This window comes from Hydrogenophaga sp. L76 (genome assembly GCF_057654755.1).
In genome coordinates, this window is the sequence record NZ_CM172807.1 from 2,242,475 (window position 1) to 2,259,809 (window position 17,335).

General features: G+C 67.5%; 20 protein-coding genes. 11 read left to right on the forward strand and 9 right to left on the reverse strand.

The features are described from left to right. Positions 1 to 8 precede the first annotated feature (8 nt). The gene (locus tag AC23D4_RS10705; protein ID WP_472887541.1) at positions 9 to 1,319 is read right to left on the reverse strand and encodes a hypothetical protein; all 1,311 of its coding nucleotides are present in this window, start codon (positions 1,317 to 1,319) and stop codon (positions 9 to 11) included. Between the two features lie 202 nt (positions 1,320 to 1,521). On the opposite strand from AC23D4_RS10705, the gene AC23D4_RS10710 reads away from it, so the two are divergent. After that, a complete protein-coding gene (locus AC23D4_RS10710; protein WP_472887542.1) occupies positions 1,522 to 2,679 on the forward strand; it encodes an alpha-hydroxy acid oxidase in 1,158 nt (385 codons plus the stop codon). Between the two features lie 111 nt (positions 2,680 to 2,790). Here AC23D4_RS10710 and AC23D4_RS10715 read toward each other — a convergent pair whose 3' ends face one another. Continuing rightward, a complete protein-coding gene (locus tag AC23D4_RS10715) occupies positions 2,791 to 3,795 on the reverse strand; it encodes a BLUF domain-containing protein (protein ID WP_472887543.1) in 1,005 nt (334 codons plus the stop codon). A 119-nt stretch (positions 3,796 to 3,914) separates the two neighbouring features. Here AC23D4_RS10715 and AC23D4_RS10720 point away from each other — a divergent pair, with 119 nt between their 5' ends. Together AC23D4_RS10720 and AC23D4_RS10725 are read left to right on the forward strand one after the other, a co-directional pair. Then, a complete protein-coding gene (locus AC23D4_RS10720) occupies positions 3,915 to 4,433 on the forward strand; it encodes an anti-sigma factor domain-containing protein (protein ID WP_472887544.1) in 519 nt (172 codons plus the stop codon). Between the two features lie 29 nt (positions 4,434 to 4,462). Beyond that, on the forward strand, positions 4,463 to 4,687 hold the full coding sequence (locus tag AC23D4_RS10725) for a DUF3079 domain-containing protein (protein WP_472887545.1): 225 nt from the start codon (positions 4,463 to 4,465) through the stop codon (positions 4,685 to 4,687). An 18-nt stretch (positions 4,688 to 4,705) separates the two neighbouring features. Here the strand turns inward: AC23D4_RS10725 and AC23D4_RS10730 are convergent, their stop codons facing one another. Beyond that, on the reverse strand, positions 4,706 to 5,428 hold the full coding sequence (locus tag AC23D4_RS10730; RefSeq protein ID WP_472887546.1) for an SIMPL domain-containing protein: 723 nt from the start codon (positions 5,426 to 5,428) through the stop codon (positions 4,706 to 4,708). Between the two features lie 84 nt (positions 5,429 to 5,512). On the opposite strand from AC23D4_RS10730, the gene AC23D4_RS10735 reads away from it, so the two are divergent. Together AC23D4_RS10735 and AC23D4_RS10740 are read left to right on the forward strand one after the other, a co-directional pair. Beyond that, the gene (locus AC23D4_RS10735; protein WP_487623731.1) at positions 5,513 to 6,826 is read left to right on the forward strand and encodes a Y-family DNA polymerase; all 1,314 of its coding nucleotides are present in this window, start codon (positions 5,513 to 5,515) and stop codon (positions 6,824 to 6,826) included. Beyond that, positions 6,786 to 7,628: an enoyl-CoA hydratase-related protein gene (locus tag AC23D4_RS10740; RefSeq protein WP_472887547.1), complete on the forward strand. Its 843-nt coding sequence runs from the start codon at positions 6,786 to 6,788 to the stop codon at positions 7,626 to 7,628. The genes AC23D4_RS10735 and AC23D4_RS10740 overlap by 41 nt, the downstream gene beginning before the upstream one ends. A gap of 25 nt (positions 7,629 to 7,653) precedes the next feature. Here AC23D4_RS10740 and AC23D4_RS10745 read toward each other — a convergent pair whose 3' ends face one another. The 3 genes from AC23D4_RS10745 to AC23D4_RS10755 all read right to left on the reverse strand — a co-directional run bounded on the left by AC23D4_RS10745 (position 7,654) and on the right by AC23D4_RS10755 (position 10,204). After that, entirely contained in the window at positions 7,654 to 8,244 is a 591-nt protein-coding gene (locus AC23D4_RS10745) for a CBS domain-containing protein (RefSeq protein WP_305361921.1), read from the reverse strand. Between the two features lie 165 nt (positions 8,245 to 8,409). Next, entirely contained in the window at positions 8,410 to 9,627 is a 1,218-nt protein-coding gene (locus tag AC23D4_RS10750; protein ID WP_472887548.1) for a 6-phosphofructokinase, read from the reverse strand. 61 nt (positions 9,628 to 9,688) lie between these two features. Further along, positions 9,689 to 10,204: a TspO/MBR family protein gene (locus AC23D4_RS10755; RefSeq protein ID WP_472887549.1), complete on the reverse strand. Its 516-nt coding sequence runs from the start codon at positions 10,202 to 10,204 to the stop codon at positions 9,689 to 9,691. 135 nt (positions 10,205 to 10,339) lie between these two features. On the opposite strand from AC23D4_RS10755, the gene AC23D4_RS10760 reads away from it, so the two are divergent. Continuing rightward, positions 10,340 to 11,401 (forward strand): histone deacetylase family protein, encoded by a 1,062-nt coding sequence (locus AC23D4_RS10760; protein ID WP_472887550.1) that lies wholly within the window; start codon positions 10,340 to 10,342, stop codon positions 11,399 to 11,401. Positions 11,402 to 11,408: 7 nt separating this feature from the next. On the opposite strand, the gene AC23D4_RS10765 is transcribed toward AC23D4_RS10760, so the two are convergent. Together AC23D4_RS10765 and AC23D4_RS10770 are read right to left on the reverse strand one after the other, a co-directional pair. Beyond that, entirely contained in the window at positions 11,409 to 11,957 is a 549-nt protein-coding gene (locus AC23D4_RS10765; RefSeq protein WP_472887551.1) for a DUF3455 domain-containing protein, read from the reverse strand. Positions 11,958 to 12,049: 92 nt separating this feature from the next. Then, on the reverse strand, positions 12,050 to 12,661 hold the full coding sequence (locus AC23D4_RS10770) for a ferritin-like domain-containing protein (protein ID WP_472887552.1): 612 nt from the start codon (positions 12,659 to 12,661) through the stop codon (positions 12,050 to 12,052). A gap of 262 nt (positions 12,662 to 12,923) precedes the next feature. On the opposite strand from AC23D4_RS10770, the gene AC23D4_RS10775 reads away from it, so the two are divergent. The 5 genes from AC23D4_RS10775 to AC23D4_RS10795 all read left to right on the forward strand — a co-directional run bounded on the left by AC23D4_RS10775 (position 12,924) and on the right by AC23D4_RS10795 (position 16,467). Next, positions 12,924 to 13,877, forward strand: coding sequence for a DUF3034 family protein (locus AC23D4_RS10775; RefSeq protein WP_472887553.1), 954 nt, complete (start codon positions 12,924 to 12,926; stop codon positions 13,875 to 13,877). Positions 13,878 to 13,911: 34 nt separating this feature from the next. Next, on the forward strand, positions 13,912 to 14,394 hold the full coding sequence (locus tag AC23D4_RS10780) for a group I truncated hemoglobin (protein WP_472887554.1): 483 nt from the start codon (positions 13,912 to 13,914) through the stop codon (positions 14,392 to 14,394). Next, the gene (locus tag AC23D4_RS10785) at positions 14,391 to 15,050 is read left to right on the forward strand and encodes a cupredoxin domain-containing protein (protein WP_472887555.1); all 660 of its coding nucleotides are present in this window, start codon (positions 14,391 to 14,393) and stop codon (positions 15,048 to 15,050) included. Before AC23D4_RS10780 ends, AC23D4_RS10785 begins: the two co-directional genes overlap by 4 nt. A gap of 68 nt (positions 15,051 to 15,118) precedes the next feature. Then, positions 15,119 to 15,691, forward strand: coding sequence for a sigma-70 family RNA polymerase sigma factor (locus AC23D4_RS10790; RefSeq protein ID WP_472887556.1), 573 nt, complete (start codon positions 15,119 to 15,121; stop codon positions 15,689 to 15,691). Then, on the forward strand, positions 15,688 to 16,467 hold the full coding sequence (locus tag AC23D4_RS10795) for an anti-sigma factor (protein ID WP_472887557.1): 780 nt from the start codon (positions 15,688 to 15,690) through the stop codon (positions 16,465 to 16,467). The genes AC23D4_RS10790 and AC23D4_RS10795 overlap by 4 nt, the downstream gene beginning before the upstream one ends. A gap of 12 nt (positions 16,468 to 16,479) precedes the next feature. On the opposite strand, the gene queF is transcribed toward AC23D4_RS10795, so the two are convergent. Next, the gene (gene queF / locus AC23D4_RS10800; protein ID WP_472887558.1) at positions 16,480 to 17,325 is read right to left on the reverse strand and encodes an NADPH-dependent 7-cyano-7-deazaguanine reductase QueF; all 846 of its coding nucleotides are present in this window, start codon (positions 17,323 to 17,325) and stop codon (positions 16,480 to 16,482) included. Between the last annotated feature and the right edge of the window lie 10 nt (positions 17,326 to 17,335).

The following is a 17,335-nucleotide window of genomic DNA, read 5'->3' on the forward strand; positions in this document are numbered from 1 at the left end:
CCGCCGGTTCAGCGGCCGAAGATGCCGCGCAGGATGCTGCCGGCCGCGCCGGGCAGACCCGAGGGCTTTTCTGCCTGCTCCTCGGCGGGAGCGCTGTCGCTGCTGCTCTCGCTGCCGCCGGCCATGCCCCCCATATCCATGCCCAGCATCGCCATGGTCTGGCTCTTGGTGCGCACACGCACCGTCCACTCCGGCTGCCAGGACTTGGGCGCGGTGGCCGGGCGCGCCGGGTGGCTCAGGGTGCTCTCGGGGCCGTAGGCGATCATGCGCAACATGGCGCCGCCCGCCTCGCCCCCCGGGCTCGCAAAGATGCCCTGCGGCACGGCGCACTCGGTGGTGCCCGGCGACAGCAGCACCTTGTCTTTCACCCACTTGGCGCTGGTGCTTTCGGTGAGGTAGTCGAACAGGCCGAGCCCGGCGTCGCCGTTGTCTGCGCTGGACCAGAGCACCATGTCCTGCCCCACCGCGCCCATGGCGTGCAGGTGGTAGGCGTGGGCGCGCGGCACGGTCAGCCAGCTCAGCTGGATGCTCTCCGTGAGTTGCCCCTGGCTCTGCAGGCGGATGGCGGACATGAGGTCCTGCCGCTCGGCCAGCTGGAAGCGCATGGACTCGGGCACGCCTTCGCCGCGCACCTGATGTTCACCCACGAGCGAGGTGTCGGCCTTCGGGTTCACGGTGTTCTTCTCGTTGGGGTAGAGCGCGTGCTGCGCGCCCACCTTGGCGGCACGCTCGGGCGCGTGCCGCCCGGCCAGCACCGGCGCCCACTGCGCCGGGTTGCTGGCGAGGTTGATCACCTTGGGCTGGCCGGGGCGCACCTTGTCGCCGCAACCCCAGTACACCAGCAGGCGGCCCTTGACCTCGGGCACCTCGCCGGGAGCGCTGTCACCCGGCTCCTTGAAACCCGGGCTGGGCGGCACCAGCGGCAGCTGCTCGCCCATGCCCATGGTTGGCGGGATCGCGAGCGCCGCCTCAACGCCGGGTTGGCGCGGGTTGTAGAGCGCGAGGTCGATCACGCGGTTGGGTGGGAAGGCGCCGGTCAGGCTGGGTCCGCTGCCCTGCTGGATGAAACGGCCGCTGGCGTGGCCGTAGGTCTGCGACCCGCCACCGCCACGACCGCCACCGAAGAGCCCGCCGATCATGCCGCCAACACCGCCCTGCAACATGTCGGGCATGCCGGGCATGGTGGACGTGGACAGATCAACCCACAATTGCGTGGGCGCCGTCTGAGCCTGCGCCACCATCGGCGCCAGCGCCAGCGCGGCAGCCGCCGCCAGGGGTTGAAGGACTTGAACAGCGTGCTTCGAAAAACGGTGCGTCATGGTGTTCCTCCGGTGCGTGGGCTCCCAGCCAGATCATGATACGCCGGGCGCCTGACGCCTCCAAGGCGCTTCGGCGCGGCGACATCCCCCGGTTGGGGCATCAGAAATTTCAACCCCCACTGTCCCGCTTTCACAAGCCATTTCCGGCCCGCCTCGCTAACATCGCGTGCAGCTCACCCAACGACACCCCGGAGACAAACCCATGACCGTGATCACCACCATCGAAGACCTGCGCGTGCTGGCCAAAAAACGCGTGCCGCGCATGTTCTACGACTACGCCGATTCCGGCTCCTGGACCGAGAGCACCTACCGCGCCAACAGCGACGATTTCCAGAAGATCAAGCTGCGCCAGCGCGTGGCGGTGAACATGGAGAACCGCACGACCGCCACGACGATGGTGGGCCAGGCCGTGAAGATGCCGGTGTGCATCGCGCCCGTGGGGCTGACGGGCATGCAGAGTGCCGACGGCGAAATCAAGGCGGCCAAGGCCTGCGAAAGGTTCGGCATCCCGTTCACGCTGTCGACCATGAGCATCTGCTCGATCGAAGACGTGGCCGAGCACACCACCGCGCCGTTCTGGTTCCAGCTCTACATGATGCGCGACCGCGAGGCCATGGCCCGCATGATCGAACGCTGCAAGGTGGCCCAATGCAGCGCGCTGGTGCTCACGCTCGACCTGCAGGTGATCGGCCAGCGCCACAAGGATTTGAAGAACAAGATGCGCGCGTCGGTGATCCCGTCGCTGGGCAACGTGCTCAACATCGCGACCAAGCCGCGCTGGGTGCTGGGCATGATGGGCACGCGCCGCCACACCTTCCGCAACCTGGTGGGCCACGTGAAGGGTGTGAGCGACATGAGTTCACTCGCGTCCTGGACCAACGAGCAGTTCGACCCGACGCTGAACTGGCAAGACGTGGCCTGGGTGAAGCAGCAATGGGGCGGCAAGCTGATCCTCAAAGGCATCATGGACGTGGAAGATGCGAAGCTGGCCGTCGCCAGCGGGGCCGATGCCATCGTGGTGAGCAACCACGGCGGGCGCCAGCTCGACGGTGCACCGAGCAGCATCGAAGCGCTGCCCGCCATCGTGGCCGCGGTGGGTGATCAGATCGAGGTCTGGATGGACGGCGGCATCCGCAGCGGGCAGGACGTGCTCAAGGCCTGGGCGCTGGGCGCACGCGGCACCATGATCGGCCGCGCCATGGTCTACGGCCTGGGTGCCATGGGTGAAGAAGGCGTGTTGAAAGCGCTGGAGATCATCCACAAGGAACTCGACATCACGATGGCCTTCTGCGGCCACACCAACATCCAGAACGTGGACCAGAGCATCCTGCTGCCCGGCACCTACCCCAAGGCCGCTTGAGGGTTTAGCCGGAGCGAGGTGCCCAACCCAGAACGCGGTGGAACCGGCTCCGCCGGGCCAGGAGCAAAGCCCCTTGAGGGGGTCGCGCAAAGCGCGGCGGGGGTGGGTCAATCACTCCAGCGCGTTCAGCGCTGGCAGCAAGGCCACCCAGTAGTCCCCCAGATCGGGCTTGCCCGTGCGGGTGCGGGCTGCGAGCCAGGCCAGTCCCTGGCGCTCGACCTGTTCCATCAAATCGGTGGTCAGTTCGGCTTGCGTTCCCAGCCCCACGATGGTCGGCAAATGGTGCACCTGGCGGCAGGCCGCGAGCACCCGATCAACGATGCGCTGGTTGGCGGACGGATCCTGGTCGAGCAGCACCACCACGGCCGTGTAATCGGGCAGGAACGCGTGTGTCATGCCCATGGCCAGCCCCTTGCGGGCATTCGCGATCAGCCGCAGGCCCTGCCGACCGTGTGCCGGCAGGTCGAGGTAGTCGCTCTCCACATCGGGGGCATCGTCGGCAGCGCCAGCGAAGCGGCGCCGCACCAGGGGCTGCCGCTGCACGCTCGCCAGCCAGGTGATCAGGTCGAACGTCCGGGCGCCTCGCGCCGAGAGCAGCATGATCCGGGGGTACTGGCCCAAGGGTGTCGGCATGGCGGCCACGGCCGGCGAGCAAAGCGCCAGCCACACGCTGGCCGGGTCCACCACCTGGCCAGCCTCGAACCGGTCCAACTGCTCGAACACACGCAGGCCAAAGGCATCGGGCCGTTCGGGCGTCTGCACGATGGAGCCGATCCAGGGGCGGAACAGCCGGGGCCGTCCCACGCTGCGGTGAATCACCTTGATCCCCTGGTGCCGAGGATCCTGCGCCACGCGTTGCAACAGCGCCTGGATCGCGCCCTCGGGCCCCTCCATCCATTCGACGAACCAGCCGCTCATGTACAGCAGCGCCACACGAATGCCCTCCGGCCCGTTGTGTGCCAAGGCGTGGTCGCGGATGCGGCGCATCTCGTCCAGCACCGCCTCCTGCACCAGACACACACTGGCATACACCAGGCGGCCAACGGGCAGCGTGGGCACCTCTGACCCGCTGTCGGGCCAGTCGGTGATGGTTTGGTCGGATTCGTTGATGGACATCGCAGCGAAGTCGTCTGACGTGGGGGTGCGTGGGAGAATGCGCCGTGCCTGAAACTCCCGAAAAGGGGCCGATGGTAATCCCACTTCACCTGAATGGGAAAAAGAAAACCGCTACCGCCATGACATCCATCAACTCCACCGAAATTTCCGACCGCCGCGTCAGCCCTTGGTGGCGCGCACTGGCCATTTTTTTGCTGCTCGTGCTGCTGATCGGCTGGGCTGCCCACAGCAGCTTGATGACGCAGCTGCAGGCGCAGATCCAGCACGCCCAGGCCCGGCTGGTTGAGGTGCCACAGATCCGCCAGGTGGCCTTGTTGCAGGACAACCAGCAGAAACCCGCCATGCTCGCCACCTACAACCCCAAAGACGGCGCGCTGCTGCTGCAGCGGCTCAACGATGTGAAAGAAGGCCGCGAAGACAGCATGCAGGTCTGGGCCATCGCGGGCGATGCCGCGCCGCGCTCGCTGGGTGTGATCGAAAGCAAATACAAGACGCTGCAGATGCCGGTGAAAGAGACCGATCTGCAAGGTGTGACCGAGCTGGCCGTCAGCGCCGAGAGCAAAGGCGGCGTACCCGCCGGCGCCAGCCCCAGCCTGCCCTGGCTGTTCAAGGGCTGGCTGGTGCAGAAGTCGATCTGAGGTTCCGGGTGCGCCAACCGCCTTCGGTCATGGCCAAACGCTTCCCGGTCAACCCACCCCACCCCGAGCGCAACTGCTGGGGTTGTGACCGCTATTGCGCCGCCGACGACCTGCTCTGCGGCAACGGCTCGGAGCGCACGCAGCACCCCATCGAAACCTTTGGCCCGGGCTGGGAAAGCTGGTCAGGCATTCCCGGGGACACGGAAGGCGACACGCCCGCAGCAGAGGCGTCCGAAGCGCGACCCGACGCTTGAAGCGCTGCGGGGGGTGCTCTACCTCAACTCATACTCGAACGTGCTCACCACGCGCAGCCGCTTGCTGCGCGAGCTGCCGTCATCGAAGTCGTTGCCGTCGGTGCCGGTGATGCGGATCGCGCCCTGGTTGGCGTTTTTCAACGGGCCGAGGCTGGCCCCCGCTTCGGCCGCGAACTTGTCGGCCTGCTCGCGCGCGTTGCGTGTGGCTTCGGCGAGCAGCGGCGCCTTGATGTCGTTGAAGCCGCGCAGCTGGTAGCGCGGGCCGCTGGCGCCTTCGCCGTCACCGCCAAGCTGGATGCCACCCTGGATCAGCGGGTCCACCGCCAGCGCGGCGCTGGCCACATCGGCCACGCGGCTCGTCTTCACCAGCACCTGGCCACTGCCGTTGAAGCGGAAAGGCACGTTGCCCTGCGCGTAGTCGCGCGCCATCAGGTCCTGCACCTGGAGCGGCCGGGCTTCGAGTTCGGTGTCGGTGAATCCGCGCTCCTTCAAAAAGGCCAGCACCTTTTCGCGGTCGGCGGCCAGCGCCTGCTGCACGGTGCCGAACTCGTTGCCAGCGCGGCGGAAGCTCAGCGTCCAGATGGCGAAGTCGCTCTCCACATCTTTCTCGGCCAGGCCCTTGATGGTGACCGAGCGGTCCGACATGCGGAAGCGCTCCAGACCCTGGCTCACCGAAAAACCGGCGACGGCGATGCCCGCGCCCACGAGCAGGGCGGCGATCAGGCGGGACAGTGCGTTCATGTTGGCGCTCCCAGAAAAACGGCAGCGCGACGGCGCTGCGCAGATGGACCATCTTAGCCCGCCGCACCGCGCATCCACAGCGCTATGCTTGGCGCCGTGACTGCTGCTGCCAACCCAAACGCCCCCCTGCCCCGGCGCATCGCGCACCTGGACATGGACGCTTTTTTTGCGTCGGTGGAGCTGCTGCGTTACCCGCAGCTCAAGGGCCTGCCGGTGGTGATCGGCGGCGGGCGGCGGCGCGAGGACGACGTGCTGGCCCGACTGCGCGAGGCCTACCCGGAACGCGACTGGTCCGATGGCGACCTCAGCCGCATCCCGGTTGACTTTTTCCCCCGCCTGGCGAGCTACACCGGGCGCGGCGTCATCACCACCGCCACCTACCCCGCGCGCCAGTTCGGTGTCGGCTCGGCCATGGGGCTCATGAAGGCGGCCAGGCTCTGCCCGCAAGCCATCCTGCTGCCCGTGGACTTTGACGAAGTGCGCCGCATCTCGCGCCTGTTCAAGAGCACCATCCTGGAGATCGCGCCGGTGATGGAGGACCGTGGCGTGGACGAGGTCTACATCGACTTCACCCACGTGCCCGGCGGCCAGCGCGAGGGCGGGCGCGTGCTGGCGCGATTGATCCAGAAGAGCATCTTCCAGGCCACCGGCATCACCTGCTCCATCGGCGTGGCGCCCAACAAGCTGATCGCCAAGATGGCGAGCGAATTCAACAAGCCCAACGGCATCAGCATCGTCTGGCCCGACGATCTGGAGGCGAAGATCTGGCCGCTGCCCTGCCGCAAGGTCAACGGTGTCGGCCCCAAGGCCGATGAGAAGCTGCAGGGGTATGGCATCCACACCATCGGCGAACTGGCGGCGCGCGAGCCCGGCTGGCTGATCGAACATTTCGGCAAGAGCTACGGCCACTGGCTGCACGAAGTGAGCTGGGGCCGCGATGAGCGCCCGGTGGTGACCGAGAGCGAGCCGGTGAGCATGAGCCGCGAGACCACCTTCGAGCGCGACCTGCACGCGGTGCGTGACCGCGCCGAGCTGGGCACGGTGTTCACCACGCTGTGCGAGCAGGTCGCCGACGACCTGCAACGCAAGGGTTATGCGGGCAAAACCATCGGCATCAAGCTGCGCTACGACAATTTCCAGAGCGTGACGCGCGACGTGACGATCGATCACTTCACCGACGACGCTGCCACCATCCGCCGCCAGGCGGGCCAGTGTCTCAAGCGTGTGGACCTGAGCCGGCGCATCCGCCTGCTGGGCGTGCGCGTGGGCAAGCTGGTCAAGCCCGGGACAGAAGGCGAAGAGGCCTCGGGCTACAGTGCTTCGCTTCCTTCCAAACCCCACAAAGACAAGGCCTCCGATGACCACACCGACCTGCTTTTCCCTGAGCTTGACGGATAACGTCGCCCACCTGGTGCTCAACCGGCCCGAGGCGATGAACACCATGCACCCCACCTTCTGGCGCGAGCTGGACGAGGTGCTGACCGCCCTCCACACCGAAGGCACGGCGCGCGCGCTGGTGATCAGCAGCACCGGCAAACACTTCAGCGCCGGCATGGCGCTGGAAACCTTCAGTGGCGTCATCACCATGGACGACCAGAGCCCCGAAGGCCGCGCCGCCATCTTCGATCTGCTGACCGACATGCAGGCCACTTTCACGAAGATCGAGAACCTGCGTTTCCCGGTGATCTGCGCCATCCAGGGCGGCTGCATCGGCGGCGCGGTGGACATGGTCACCGCCGCCTGCATCCGCTACGCCACGGCAGACGCGTTTTTCTGCATCCAGGAAATCAACATCGGCATGGTGGCCGACGTGGGCACGCTGCAGCGCCTGCCCAAGCTGATCCCGTTCGCCGTGGTGAAAGAGATGGCCTACACCGGCCGCCGCCTGCCCGCCGCCAAAGCGCTGGCCTACGGGCTGGTGAACGAAGTGTTCGACACGGCCGAGGCCATGCTCGCCGCGGCGCTGTTGTGCGCGAAAGAGATTGCCAGCAAGCCGCCGATCGCTATCTGGGGCACCAAGCAGGCCGTGAACTACGCACGCGACCATTCCGTGGAAGACAGCCTGCGCCAGATGGGCTGGCTGCAGGGCGCGATCTGGAGCAACGCGCATGTGCGCGAGTCCATCGCCGCCATGAAAGAAAAACGCCCGGGCGGCTTCACGCCGCTCTCGCCGCTGCAGCCGTTCAAGGCGCTGGGCTGAGCCGGCAACTGTCTGCCAGCGCGCTTCAGGCCGCCAGCGACACCCGGATCTCGGCGAAGTTGCCCGCGAGTTCGATCACATCGATGGGCTTGCCCAGCTGGCGCTCGATCTGCGTTTGAGAAATGACGCCGCGCACCCGCGGTCCCTGGCTGTCGTCCCCCTTCTGCACCACCAGCATGTGGCGTCTGCCCACGTGCTTGAGGGTGGCCACGACTTTGCCGACCGTGGTGTGCGCGAGATCGTCGAGGTCGATCGCATCCAGCTGGCCCAGGGGCGACATCACGTCGGCCACCGTCAGGTCTTCGTAGCGGAGACCGCGCTGGTTGATCACCTGCATCGGGCGTTCACCCTCCAGATCCGTCGAGGTGATGAGTCCGTCCATCCAGGGGATCTCGCTGACCACGAACAGCAGGCGCACCCCCTGGTGGATCATGGTCTGACGCGCCTCGTTCAGCCCCATGTCGGGTGCGATGGTGGCGGCGCGCACATGGGTGAGGTCGGTCATGACCGCTCGACCGGGGGAATTCAGCGTCACGGGCACCCCCATGTGGGGCTGAGCCTGGGCGATGCAGGTGCCTTCGGGGAAACGGAAGGTGGGCAGGATGGCAGGGTTCACGGATCGCTCGCTTTCTGACAAAGGTCACAGAGGGCAGGACGTGCACCGTGCACCGGCAGCGCCGGAAGTGCGACGGCGAAGCTGCAGGCTATCAGCCCCCGCAGCGGATCACAAGAGATCAATCCCCAATCGGCGCGACAGCGGGACCCCGACCCCCTGCCCCGCTCAGCCCCTGTGCAGCACCTTGGCCACCGGGTTGTTGCGCAGGCGGTAGGCGTCGGGCATGTCGGAGCCCAGCAGCGGGCGCAGGTACAGGCGGAAAGCGTCGGTCACGTCGGTGCCGCTGGCGGTGATGAACTCGTCTTCCATCGTGCGCGTCTTGCCGGCCACCGCGTCCAGCGGCAGCAGCTCGTAGTCGGCCGAATAGAAGCCGGTGCGCTTGATCGCCACCGAACCGTCCACGCTGCCCCACATCGCGAACTGCACCGCCTTCTCGCCCACCTCGCGCGCCTCGCGCTGGTCCACGTCGGAAACACAACCGATGAAGCTGCGCTGCAGGTAGCCAAAGGTGTCGCCGCGCACGCGCTTGATGCCCAGCTTGTTCTTGATCTCCTCGCACAGCAGATCGGCCAGCGCGCCGGTGCCCGAGAGCTGCACGTTGCCGTGCGCGTCCTTCTCGATGTCTTTCGCCAGCTGGGTGATGATGGGCTGGCCCGACGCGTCGTGAATACCTTCACTCACCGCGATCACGCAGCGGCCGTGGCGCTGATACATGGCCTTCACGTCGGCCAGGAACTTCGGAATCTCGAACACGCGCTCGGGAACGTAGATCAGGTGCGGGCCGTCGTCCGGAAACTTCTTGCCCAGCGCCGATGCGGCGGTGAGAAAGCCCGCGTGCCGGCCCATCACCACGCCCACATACACGCCGGGCAGTGAAGCGTTGTCGAGGTTGGCGCCGGCAAAAGCCTGCGCCACGAAACGCGCCGCCGACGGGAAGCCGGGCGTGTGATCGTTGCCCACCAGGTCGTTGTCGATCGTCTTCGGGATGTGGATGGACCGCAGCGGGTAGTTGGCCTTGCGCGCCTCTTCGCTCACGATGCGCACCGTGTCCGACGAGTCGTTGCCGCCGATGTAGAAAAAGTGCTCGATTTCGTGTGCCTTGAGAACCTTGAAGATTTCCTGGCAGTACTTCAGGTCGGGCTTGTCGCGCGTGGAGCCCAGCGCCGAAGCCGGCGTGCGCGCCACGGCTTCGAGGTTGTGGCTGGTCTCCTGCGTGAGGTCCACGAAGTTTTCGTCCACGATGCCGCGCACGCCGTGTCGCGCGCCGTAGACCAGTTTCACGTTCTGGAAGCGCCGCGCCTCCAGCGCCACGCCCACGAGGGACTGATTGATGACGGCAGTCGGGCCGCCGCCCTGGGCGACGAGGATTTTTCCGGATGACATGGGTGCTCCTTGGAGTTGGAAAAGGAATCGGGGTCGCTGAAGACAGAGCAGCAGCAGGGTTTCAACCCAGGATCGCCGGATTCGCCTGCCACAGCACCCAGTTGAGGTACGAGGCAAACGCTACCCAGACAAGATAAGGCAGCAACAGGGCGCCGGCCAGCGGCCGGATGCGCCAGAACGCGGCGCAGGTGAGCGCGATCAGCACCCAGAACACCAGCACTTCTGCGAACGCCCAGCCACCCTTTTGCCAGGCGAAGAAGAGCCAGCTCCACAAGGCGTTGGCCGCGAGTTGCACGACGAAAAGACCGAGCGCCGCGCGCCGTGCGGCTGGCTGTGCCGGCGCGCGCCAGACCAGCCAGGCGGCGACGGTCATCATGGTGAACAGGGTTGTCCACACCGGGCCGAACAGCCAGCCGGGCGGTGCCCACGCCGGTTGCACCAGCCCGCTGTAGAACGATTTGGCATTGGCCGACGCGACCGCGCCCGCAGCGGCGGTGGCAAAACACAGGGCCATCCAGCCAGCCAAACCGATCAGTTGCCGGGTGCGGGTGCGCGAAGGGTGCTGGATCGTTGTCATGTGCAGGGGCTCGGTTCAAGGCGCGGGCCGTAAATCGCATCGTAGCGGGCTTCGCTGCGCACAACTGTTCGGTACCGTTCATGCCCCGGCGAAGTGGTGCCCGGCAACGACGAGCCCCATGCGACACTGCGCCGCATGAAAACCTTTCACAACCCCCACCACGCCCTGCACCAGGGACGCGAAGAGATGTTCCGCGGCCGGATGGTGCCGTGCCACGAGGTGCCGGCGCGGCTGGACTTCGTGTTGACGGAGCTGCAGCGCCGGTCGCTGGGGGCGCTGGAAACCCCCGAGGTGGCTGAAGTCGATCTGGACGCTGCCATCGCCCGCGTGCACGACGCGTGCTACACGCAGTTTCTGACCGGCGCCTGGGATGAGTGGGTGGCCATGGACCCGGCGAACGGATTGCGCGATGCCCTGCCCTCGGTCTGGCCGCTGGGGAACCAACACGCCTTCCGCACCGACGTGCTGCCGCAGAACTTCGCGGCGCGGCTGGGCCTGTTTTGTTTTGACTCGGGCTCACCGCTGATGGCGGGCACCTGGGCCGCGGCGCGCGGTGGCGCGGCCTGTGCGCTGGCGGCGGCGCGCGAGGTGCTGGGCGGTGCGCGCTCGGTGTTTGCGCTCACCCGCCCGCCGGGCCACCACGCAGGGCCGGACTTTCTGGGTGGCTACTGTTTCCTGAACAACGCGGCGATTGCGGCGCAGGCTTTGCGCGACGGCGGCAGGCAGCGTGTGGCGGTGCTGGACGTGGACTACCACCACGGCAACGGCACGCAGACCATCTTCTACGAGCGGGCCGACGTGTTCACCGCCTCCATCCACGGCGACCCGGTGACCGAGTACCCCTTTTTCCTGGGCCATGCGGACGAGCGCGGTGCGGGTGCGGGCGAGGGCTTCAACCTCAACCTGCCGCTGCCGCGCGGCACGAACTTCGCCACCTGGCGCGCGGCGCTCGGCCAAGCGCTGGAGGCGGTGAAGGCGTTCAAGACCGACGCGCTGGTGGTGCCGATGGGGCTGGACACCTTCGAGGGCGACCCGATCTCGGGCTTCACGCTGCGAAGCGCCGACTACTTCGCCGTGGGCGAGGCGCTGGCCAGTGCCGGCCTGCCCACGGTGTTCACCTTCGAGGGCGGCTACGCGGTGGACGCGGTGGGCACCAACGCGGTGAACCTGCTGGAAGGTTTCAACCGCGCGGTGTGAACCTGGCTCACGCGGCCTTCCAGAAGATGTAGTCGGCCTGGTAATTGACGATCTGCTGGCTGCCCATGGTGGCCGCATCGCAGGCCATGGCAGGAGCCACGCCGCCCTGCGTCTTCACGCGCTGGATGTAGGTCACGCCCTGCATGGCGCCCATGCCCATCGCCGGGTTGGCCTTCACCAGCTGCAGCGGGATGCTGCCGGCCGCAGCGGGCGCCACCGCCAGCTGGGTGGCGGTGAGTTGGGAGCCGTCCATGCTGGCCCAGGTGGCGGGCGGGCCGTGGTACTTGCCGACCTGTTGGCCGTTGCGGCTCATCAGTTTGGCATCGGGGCCAACAAAGACCCACTCGAACTGGCCGGCCATGTCTTTCCTGGCGCGGCACTCGTACGTGATCTGGCCCACGCCCACGGTTTCCAGGGCGACCTTGTGACCGGCGGGCACCTGCACGGTGGCGGGCAGGCCGGCCTGCGAATACGCCATGGCCGGTGCGCTCATCTTGGAGGCGCAAGCTGTGAGGGCAAGGGCTGCTGCGGCAGCCAGGGTGGTTTTGATGAACATGGAAAAACTCCTCGTTGCGGTTGAAAGAAGAACGGGTGTGACAGCGAAATAGCCGGGGCGGCCAACCGTCCCCGGCCCGAAAAACACGCGGATCAGGCGCCGAACGAGAACGCGCCCGGCGGCAACGAACGGCCGAGGGCGTTGTTCAGCACCGTGAAGTGCATGGTCTCGTCGGCGGCCAGGCGGGCGGCCACCTTGGCGAGTTCGCGATCACCCAGCGCGGGAATGACGCTCAGGTAGGCGTTGGTCGCGCCCAGCTCCAGGCGGGCCGCGAGGTCGAGCACGTCGCCCTGGCTCTTCAGCGAAGCCGCGTTGAGCGCCTTGGCGTATTCCTCCAGCTTCATCTCGGCCACCGGCTTGCCGCCGAGCTTCTGGATGGTGGCGATGAGCGCGTCGCGGTGGGTCTTGTGGTGGCCCTGGAACTGCACCGCCACATCAAGCACCGGCTTCTGCAGCAGGCCGCTGCCGGCGCCGAGCTGGTAGGCGTTGATGGCTTCGTGCTCCAGGCCCAGCGCCACATTGAGGATGGACACGTCTTTGGACATGTCGCCCTTCATGCCGACGGCCATGACGTCTTTGCCGGCGAGCAGGGCCACGGCGACGGCAGAGAGCGCGCCGCCAGTGCCCATGAAGGAGCGGCGTGACGGGGTGGCGGCGATCAGCGGGGTGGATGCGGTGAAAGCGGAAGAGGTGGAGCGTGACATGGTGGTGTTTCCTTGAGGTGGGGTGGGTTCGGTTGTCGTGGGGCCGGCGGCGTTGATCGGGTGGGACCAGCGCTGCCGACACCCCGGATACGCAGACGCCCCAACGGGTGGATTCAGAAACCCACAAATTTTTGAGGTGATTCAAATCGCTGAATCCACACGGCGCCGGGTGGCGTAGTGGGTGGGCCAGCTGTGCAGACGCTGCACTGGCAACGGCGCCCCTCAGCAACCACCTCACCCCAACCAAGCGATGAACCACCCCATGAATCACCTCACCGAGACCCGTCGCCCCCAGGCCCTATCGACCACCCTGCTGGCACTGGCGGCCTCGGCCGCCCTGCTTGCCGCCACACCCGCCCAGGCCGACACCGGCAAGCTGCTGCTCACCGGCGGCGTGAGCACGGTGGAAGGCGCGGCCGGCGGCGGCATCAGCCCCTGGGCCGTGATCGGCAGCCAGGCCACCGAGGGCGAAAAAGGCGTGTCGGCCTACCTGAGCCGAGCCGAAACGAGGGACCACGGCCTGACCGCGGCGGGCGTGGCCGTGGGCTTCAACGACCGGTTGGAACTCTCCTTCGGCCATCAGGATTTCGACACCGGCATCACCGGCACGCTGCTCGGTCTGCCCGGCCTGCACCTGAAGCAGGACATCCTGGGCGCCAAGCTGCGCGTGGCCGGCGATGCGGTGCTCGACAGCGACTCGCTGATGCCGCAGATCGCCGTGGGCGTTCAGGCCAAGCGCCTGCGCTCCAGCGGGCTCGACGGCACGCTCGACGCGCTGGGCGCGAAACGCGATGGCGTGGACTTCTACGTGAGCGCGACCAAGCTCTTCCTCGCACAAGGCGTGGTGGTCAACGGCACGCTGCGCGCCACCCAGGCCAACCAGAACGGCCTGCTCGGTTTTGGCGCCCGGCTGGGCGGCGCGGACAACGGCTATCAACTCATGCCCGAGCTCTCGGTGGCCTACCTGCTGAGCAAGAACGTGGCCGTGGGCTTCGAGTACCGCGCCATGCCCAACAAGCTGCAGCGCGCGGGAGCCGCCGCGGGCCTGGGCGACGGCCTGCGTGCCGACGACTGGAAGGACATTTTCATCGCCTGGGCGCCGAGCAAAAACGTCTCGCTCACCGCCGCCTACGTGGACCTGGGACGCATCGTGCCCGCCACCACCGGCAACAGGAAGCAGACCGGCGTCTACCTCTCGGCACAGATCGCCTTCTGAGCATTCCCCATCCCATCACCCCATGAAGACCGACATGAAACACCTCATCACCGCCACCGCCCTCACCCTGCTCGCCATGGGCAGCGGGCACGTCCTGGCCCAGAGCATGCCCGCTCCCCTGCAAGCCACGCCCGCCTCCGCCTACCCGGTGGCGCCCGCGCCCGGGCTGTACCAGGCTTTCGGCGAACAGGCCGGCATCCGCGCCCTGATGGACGACTTCGTGATCCGCCTGAAGGCCGACGCCCGCATCGGCGAGCAGTTCAAGGAAACCCAGCTCGACAACCTGGCCAAGCAGCTGACCGACCAGGTCTGCCAGCTCGCCGGCGGTCCCTGCGTCTACAAGGGCCCCGACATGAAAGAGGCCCACGCCGAGATGGACGTGACGCGCAGCCACTTCAATGCGCTGGTGGAGGTGCTGCAAGCGAGCATGGACGCGCGCGGCATCCCGTTCACGCGCCAGAACCAGTTGCTCGCGCTGCTCGCGCCGATGCACCGCGACGTGGTGAACACGCGATGAAAGCCCGGATCCTGTCAGGCGTTGCGGCTGCCGCGCTCGCGCTGCTCGCGGGCGCCGCCCAGGCGGCCACGGTGCAGATCACCCTGCTCGCGCGCGATGGCCAGCCGCTGGCCGACGCCGTGGTGCTGGTCGAGCCGGTCAACGGCACCAAGCCGCCGGCACCCGCGCCGGTGCAGGCGACGATCACCCAGCAGAAGATGCGGTTCGACCCGGCGCTGACCCTGGTGCCGGTGGGTTCGCGCGTGCGCTTCACCAACCTCGACGGCTGGGAACACCATGTGCGCGGCCTGCCCGCCGGCCTCGCCGGGCTCAGCGCCGGACCGGGCGCCGGGTTTGAACTGCGCCTGGGTGGCAAGGTCGACGGCCAGCCGTCCGAAAGCGCCGAAGTGACGCTCGGCAAGGCCGGACCTTTGCAGCTGGGTTGCCACATCCACGGCTCCATGCGCGGCTTCCTGTTCGTCACCGACTCGCCCTGGGCCGTCAAGACCGACGCCGCGGGCGTGGCCACGCTGCAGGGTGTGCCCGAAGGCGCGGCGCGACTGCGCGTGTGGCACACCGACCAGCTGGTCGAAGCCGCGCCCACCGCGCTCAACGTGACGCCGCTCACCGCCCTGAGCGTGCCCACCCAGGTGCAGCCCCGCCGGCGGCGGCCATGATGATCGGCCTGGCCCCGTTCAAGACCCTGTGGTCCACGGCGGGTCGGGCGCTCCCGCACAATGCGCGCATGCGAGACCAACCCGACGACGAGCTCATGGCCCTGATCGACCGCGTGGCCCGGCGCGACGAGCCCGCCCTGAAAGCGCTGTACGACCAGACCTCGGGCAAGCTCTACGGTCTCGCGCTGCGGGTGGTGCGCAACAACGGGTGGGCCGAAGACGCGCTGCAAGAGACCTTTCTGCAGATCTGGCGCACCGCGCCCGACTACCGCGCGTCGTTGAGCCCGCCCATGGCCTGGCTCGGCCTGATCGTGCGCAGCCGATCGCTGGACCTGCTGCGCCGCCGCAAGGCCGAGCGCGAACACCTGACCGATGAAATCGACGAGGCGATGGCCGACACGCTCGAAGGCGATTCGCCCAACCCCATGGACACCAGCCTCGCGAGCCAGCAGGCCTGGGCGCTGCACCAGTGCCTGGGGCGCCTGGAGAACCGGCAACGCGAGGTGGTGAGCCTGGCCTACCTGCGCGACCTGAGCCACGGCGAGCTGGCGCAACAGCTCAAGCTGCCGCTGGGCACGGTGAAAACCTGGATACGCCGCGGGCTGGACCACCTGCGCCAATGCATGGCGAGGTTTGCATGAACTTGCCCCAACACCCCGAACTGCTGGACCGTCTGGCCAGCGCCTACGCGCTGGGCACCTTGCGCGGTGGTGCGCGCCGCCGTTTTGAAGCGCTGGCGCGCGAACAGGCGCCGGTGCGCGCGGCCGCGCTCATCTGGCAAAGCCGCGTGGCCAGCATGAACGAGCTGCAGGCCCCCGTCGAACCTTCGCCCGCGGTGTGGACGCGCATTGACAACCTCGTGCGAGCCGAGCGCGAACAGGCCGCCATGGCCGCCGCGCACGAAGCGAAAGCGCCACCCAAACCGGGTGGCTGGCTGCGCAGCCTGGCGTTGTGGCGCGGCACCACCGCGGCCGGCGCGCTGGCCACGGTGCTGGCGGTCGTCACGGCCGTGGGCCTGCGCGACGAGATGGGTGCGCAGATCGGTGAACTGCAGGCTCAGCTGTCAGCGCAACCGCAGATCGAATACGTGGCCGTGCTCAATGACGAGCAGGCCAGCGCGTCCATGCTGGTGACCTTCGACCCGAAGAACGGCCGTCTCACGCTGCAGCGCGTGGGTGGCTACCAGGAAGCGGCCGACAAGTCCCTGCAACTCTGGGCGCTGCCGCCCGGCGCGGCACCGCGTTCACTGGGCGTGCTGAGTCAGGAGAAGCTGCTGCAGCTGGCGGCCGACCAGCGCGACGTGCGCGAAGTGCCGGCGCTGGCAATCAGCCTGGAGCCCAAGGGCGGCGTGCCGAGCGAAACCGGTCCGACCGGGCCGGTGTTGTTCAAAGGCGCGCTGATCCAGAAGATGTTGTGAGCGCCGGCGGCCTCACTGCCGCGCGGTGCGCACGTTCGCTGGCGGCAGCTGTGGGTGGCTGCTGCGCCAGGGGTTGATGTCGAGTCCGCCACGGCGCGTGTAGCGGGCGTAGACCATGAGCTTGGTGGGCTTGCAACGCGCCATGATGTCCGTGTAGATGCGCTCGACGCACTGCTCGTGGAACTCGTTGTGGTTGCGGAAACTCACGATGTACTGCAGCAGGCCGGCCTGGTGAATCTGCGGGCCGCTGTAGCGGATCTGCACGCTGCCCCAGTCGGGCTGACCGGTGACGAGGCAGTTGCTCTTCAGAAGATGGCTCACCAGGGTTTCTTCCACCGGCTTTTCATCCAGGGCGGCGCTCAGCAACTCGGGCGCAGGCTGGTAGTGGTCACATTCCACGTCGAGCCGGTCAATCGACAAACCTTCCAGCTCCTTGACCGGTTCACAGTCGAACAGCTCGGGCAGCAACAGGCGCACTCCGGCGCCGGCCTTGACGGGGCCGCCGCTCCAGATGGCCGCGCTCACGTCGCCGCGGATGCGTTCGCGCACCGCGTCGGCGCTCTCCATCCGGGTGTTGTTGAAGCTGTTGAGGTAGAGCTTGAACGACTTGCTCTCGACGATGTGCGTGCTCTCGCAAGGCACGGTGATGTGCGCCAGCGCCACCTGCGGCTTGCCCCTGGGGTTGAGCCAGCTCAGTTCGAACGCGGTCCAGAGATCGGCGCCCAGAAAGGGCACGCTACCGGTGATGCCGATCTCGCGCCGCTTGGGCTCGCGCGGCAAGGGGAACAGCAGCGACGCGTCGTACTGGTCGATATAGGCCGAGGCCTTGCCGAGCTGGGAATGTTCAGGGAGGTTCATGAAGGACCGG

What these genes read in the sequence shown, in the direction of transcription:
- AC23D4_RS10730 (WP_472887546.1), bottom strand. Translation starts at nt 5,428, where the DNA reads ATGAACGCACTGTCCCGCCTGATCGCCGCCCTGCTCGTGGGCGCGGGC.
- AC23D4_RS10750 (WP_472887548.1), bottom strand. Translation starts at nt 9,627, where the DNA reads ATGTCATCCGGAAAAATCCTCGTCGCCCAGGGCGGCGGCCCGACTGCC.
- AC23D4_RS10780 (WP_472887554.1), top strand. Translation starts at nt 13,912, where the DNA reads ATGAAACACCTCATCACCGCCACCGCCCTCACCCTGCTCGCCATGGGC.
- AC23D4_RS10720 (WP_472887544.1), top strand. Translation starts at nt 3,915, where the DNA reads ATGACATCCATCAACTCCACCGAAATTTCCGACCGCCGCGTCAGCCCT.
- queF (WP_472887558.1), bottom strand. Translation starts at nt 17,325, where the DNA reads ATGAACCTCCCTGAACATTCCCAGCTCGGCAAGGCCTCGGCCTATATC.
- AC23D4_RS10770 (WP_472887552.1), bottom strand. Translation starts at nt 12,661, where the DNA reads ATGTCACGCTCCACCTCTTCCGCTTTCACCGCATCCACCCCGCTGATC.
- AC23D4_RS10735 (WP_487623731.1), top strand. Translation starts at nt 5,513, where the DNA reads ATGCTTGGCGCCGTGACTGCTGCTGCCAACCCAAACGCCCCCCTGCCC.
- AC23D4_RS10785 (WP_472887555.1), top strand. Translation starts at nt 14,391, where the DNA reads ATGAAAGCCCGGATCCTGTCAGGCGTTGCGGCTGCCGCGCTCGCGCTG.
- AC23D4_RS10790 (WP_472887556.1), top strand. Translation starts at nt 15,119, where the DNA reads ATGCGAGACCAACCCGACGACGAGCTCATGGCCCTGATCGACCGCGTG.
- AC23D4_RS10705 (WP_472887541.1), bottom strand. Translation starts at nt 1,319, where the DNA reads ATGACGCACCGTTTTTCGAAGCACGCTGTTCAAGTCCTTCAACCCCTG.
- AC23D4_RS10740 (WP_472887547.1), top strand. Translation starts at nt 6,786, where the DNA reads ATGACCACACCGACCTGCTTTTCCCTGAGCTTGACGGATAACGTCGCC.
- AC23D4_RS10765 (WP_472887551.1), bottom strand. Translation starts at nt 11,957, where the DNA reads ATGTTCATCAAAACCACCCTGGCTGCCGCAGCAGCCCTTGCCCTCACA.
- AC23D4_RS10795 (WP_472887557.1), top strand. Translation starts at nt 15,688, where the DNA reads ATGAACTTGCCCCAACACCCCGAACTGCTGGACCGTCTGGCCAGCGCC.
- AC23D4_RS10760 (WP_472887550.1), top strand. Translation starts at nt 10,340, where the DNA reads ATGAAAACCTTTCACAACCCCCACCACGCCCTGCACCAGGGACGCGAA.
- AC23D4_RS10715 (WP_472887543.1), bottom strand. Translation starts at nt 3,795, where the DNA reads ATGTCCATCAACGAATCCGACCAAACCATCACCGACTGGCCCGACAGC.
- AC23D4_RS10755 (WP_472887549.1), bottom strand. Translation starts at nt 10,204, where the DNA reads ATGACAACGATCCAGCACCCTTCGCGCACCCGCACCCGGCAACTGATC.
- AC23D4_RS10710 (WP_472887542.1), top strand. Translation starts at nt 1,522, where the DNA reads ATGACCGTGATCACCACCATCGAAGACCTGCGCGTGCTGGCCAAAAAA.
- AC23D4_RS10725 (WP_472887545.1), top strand. Translation starts at nt 4,463, where the DNA reads ATGGCCAAACGCTTCCCGGTCAACCCACCCCACCCCGAGCGCAACTGC.
- AC23D4_RS10775 (WP_472887553.1), top strand. Translation starts at nt 12,924, where the DNA reads ATGAATCACCTCACCGAGACCCGTCGCCCCCAGGCCCTATCGACCACC.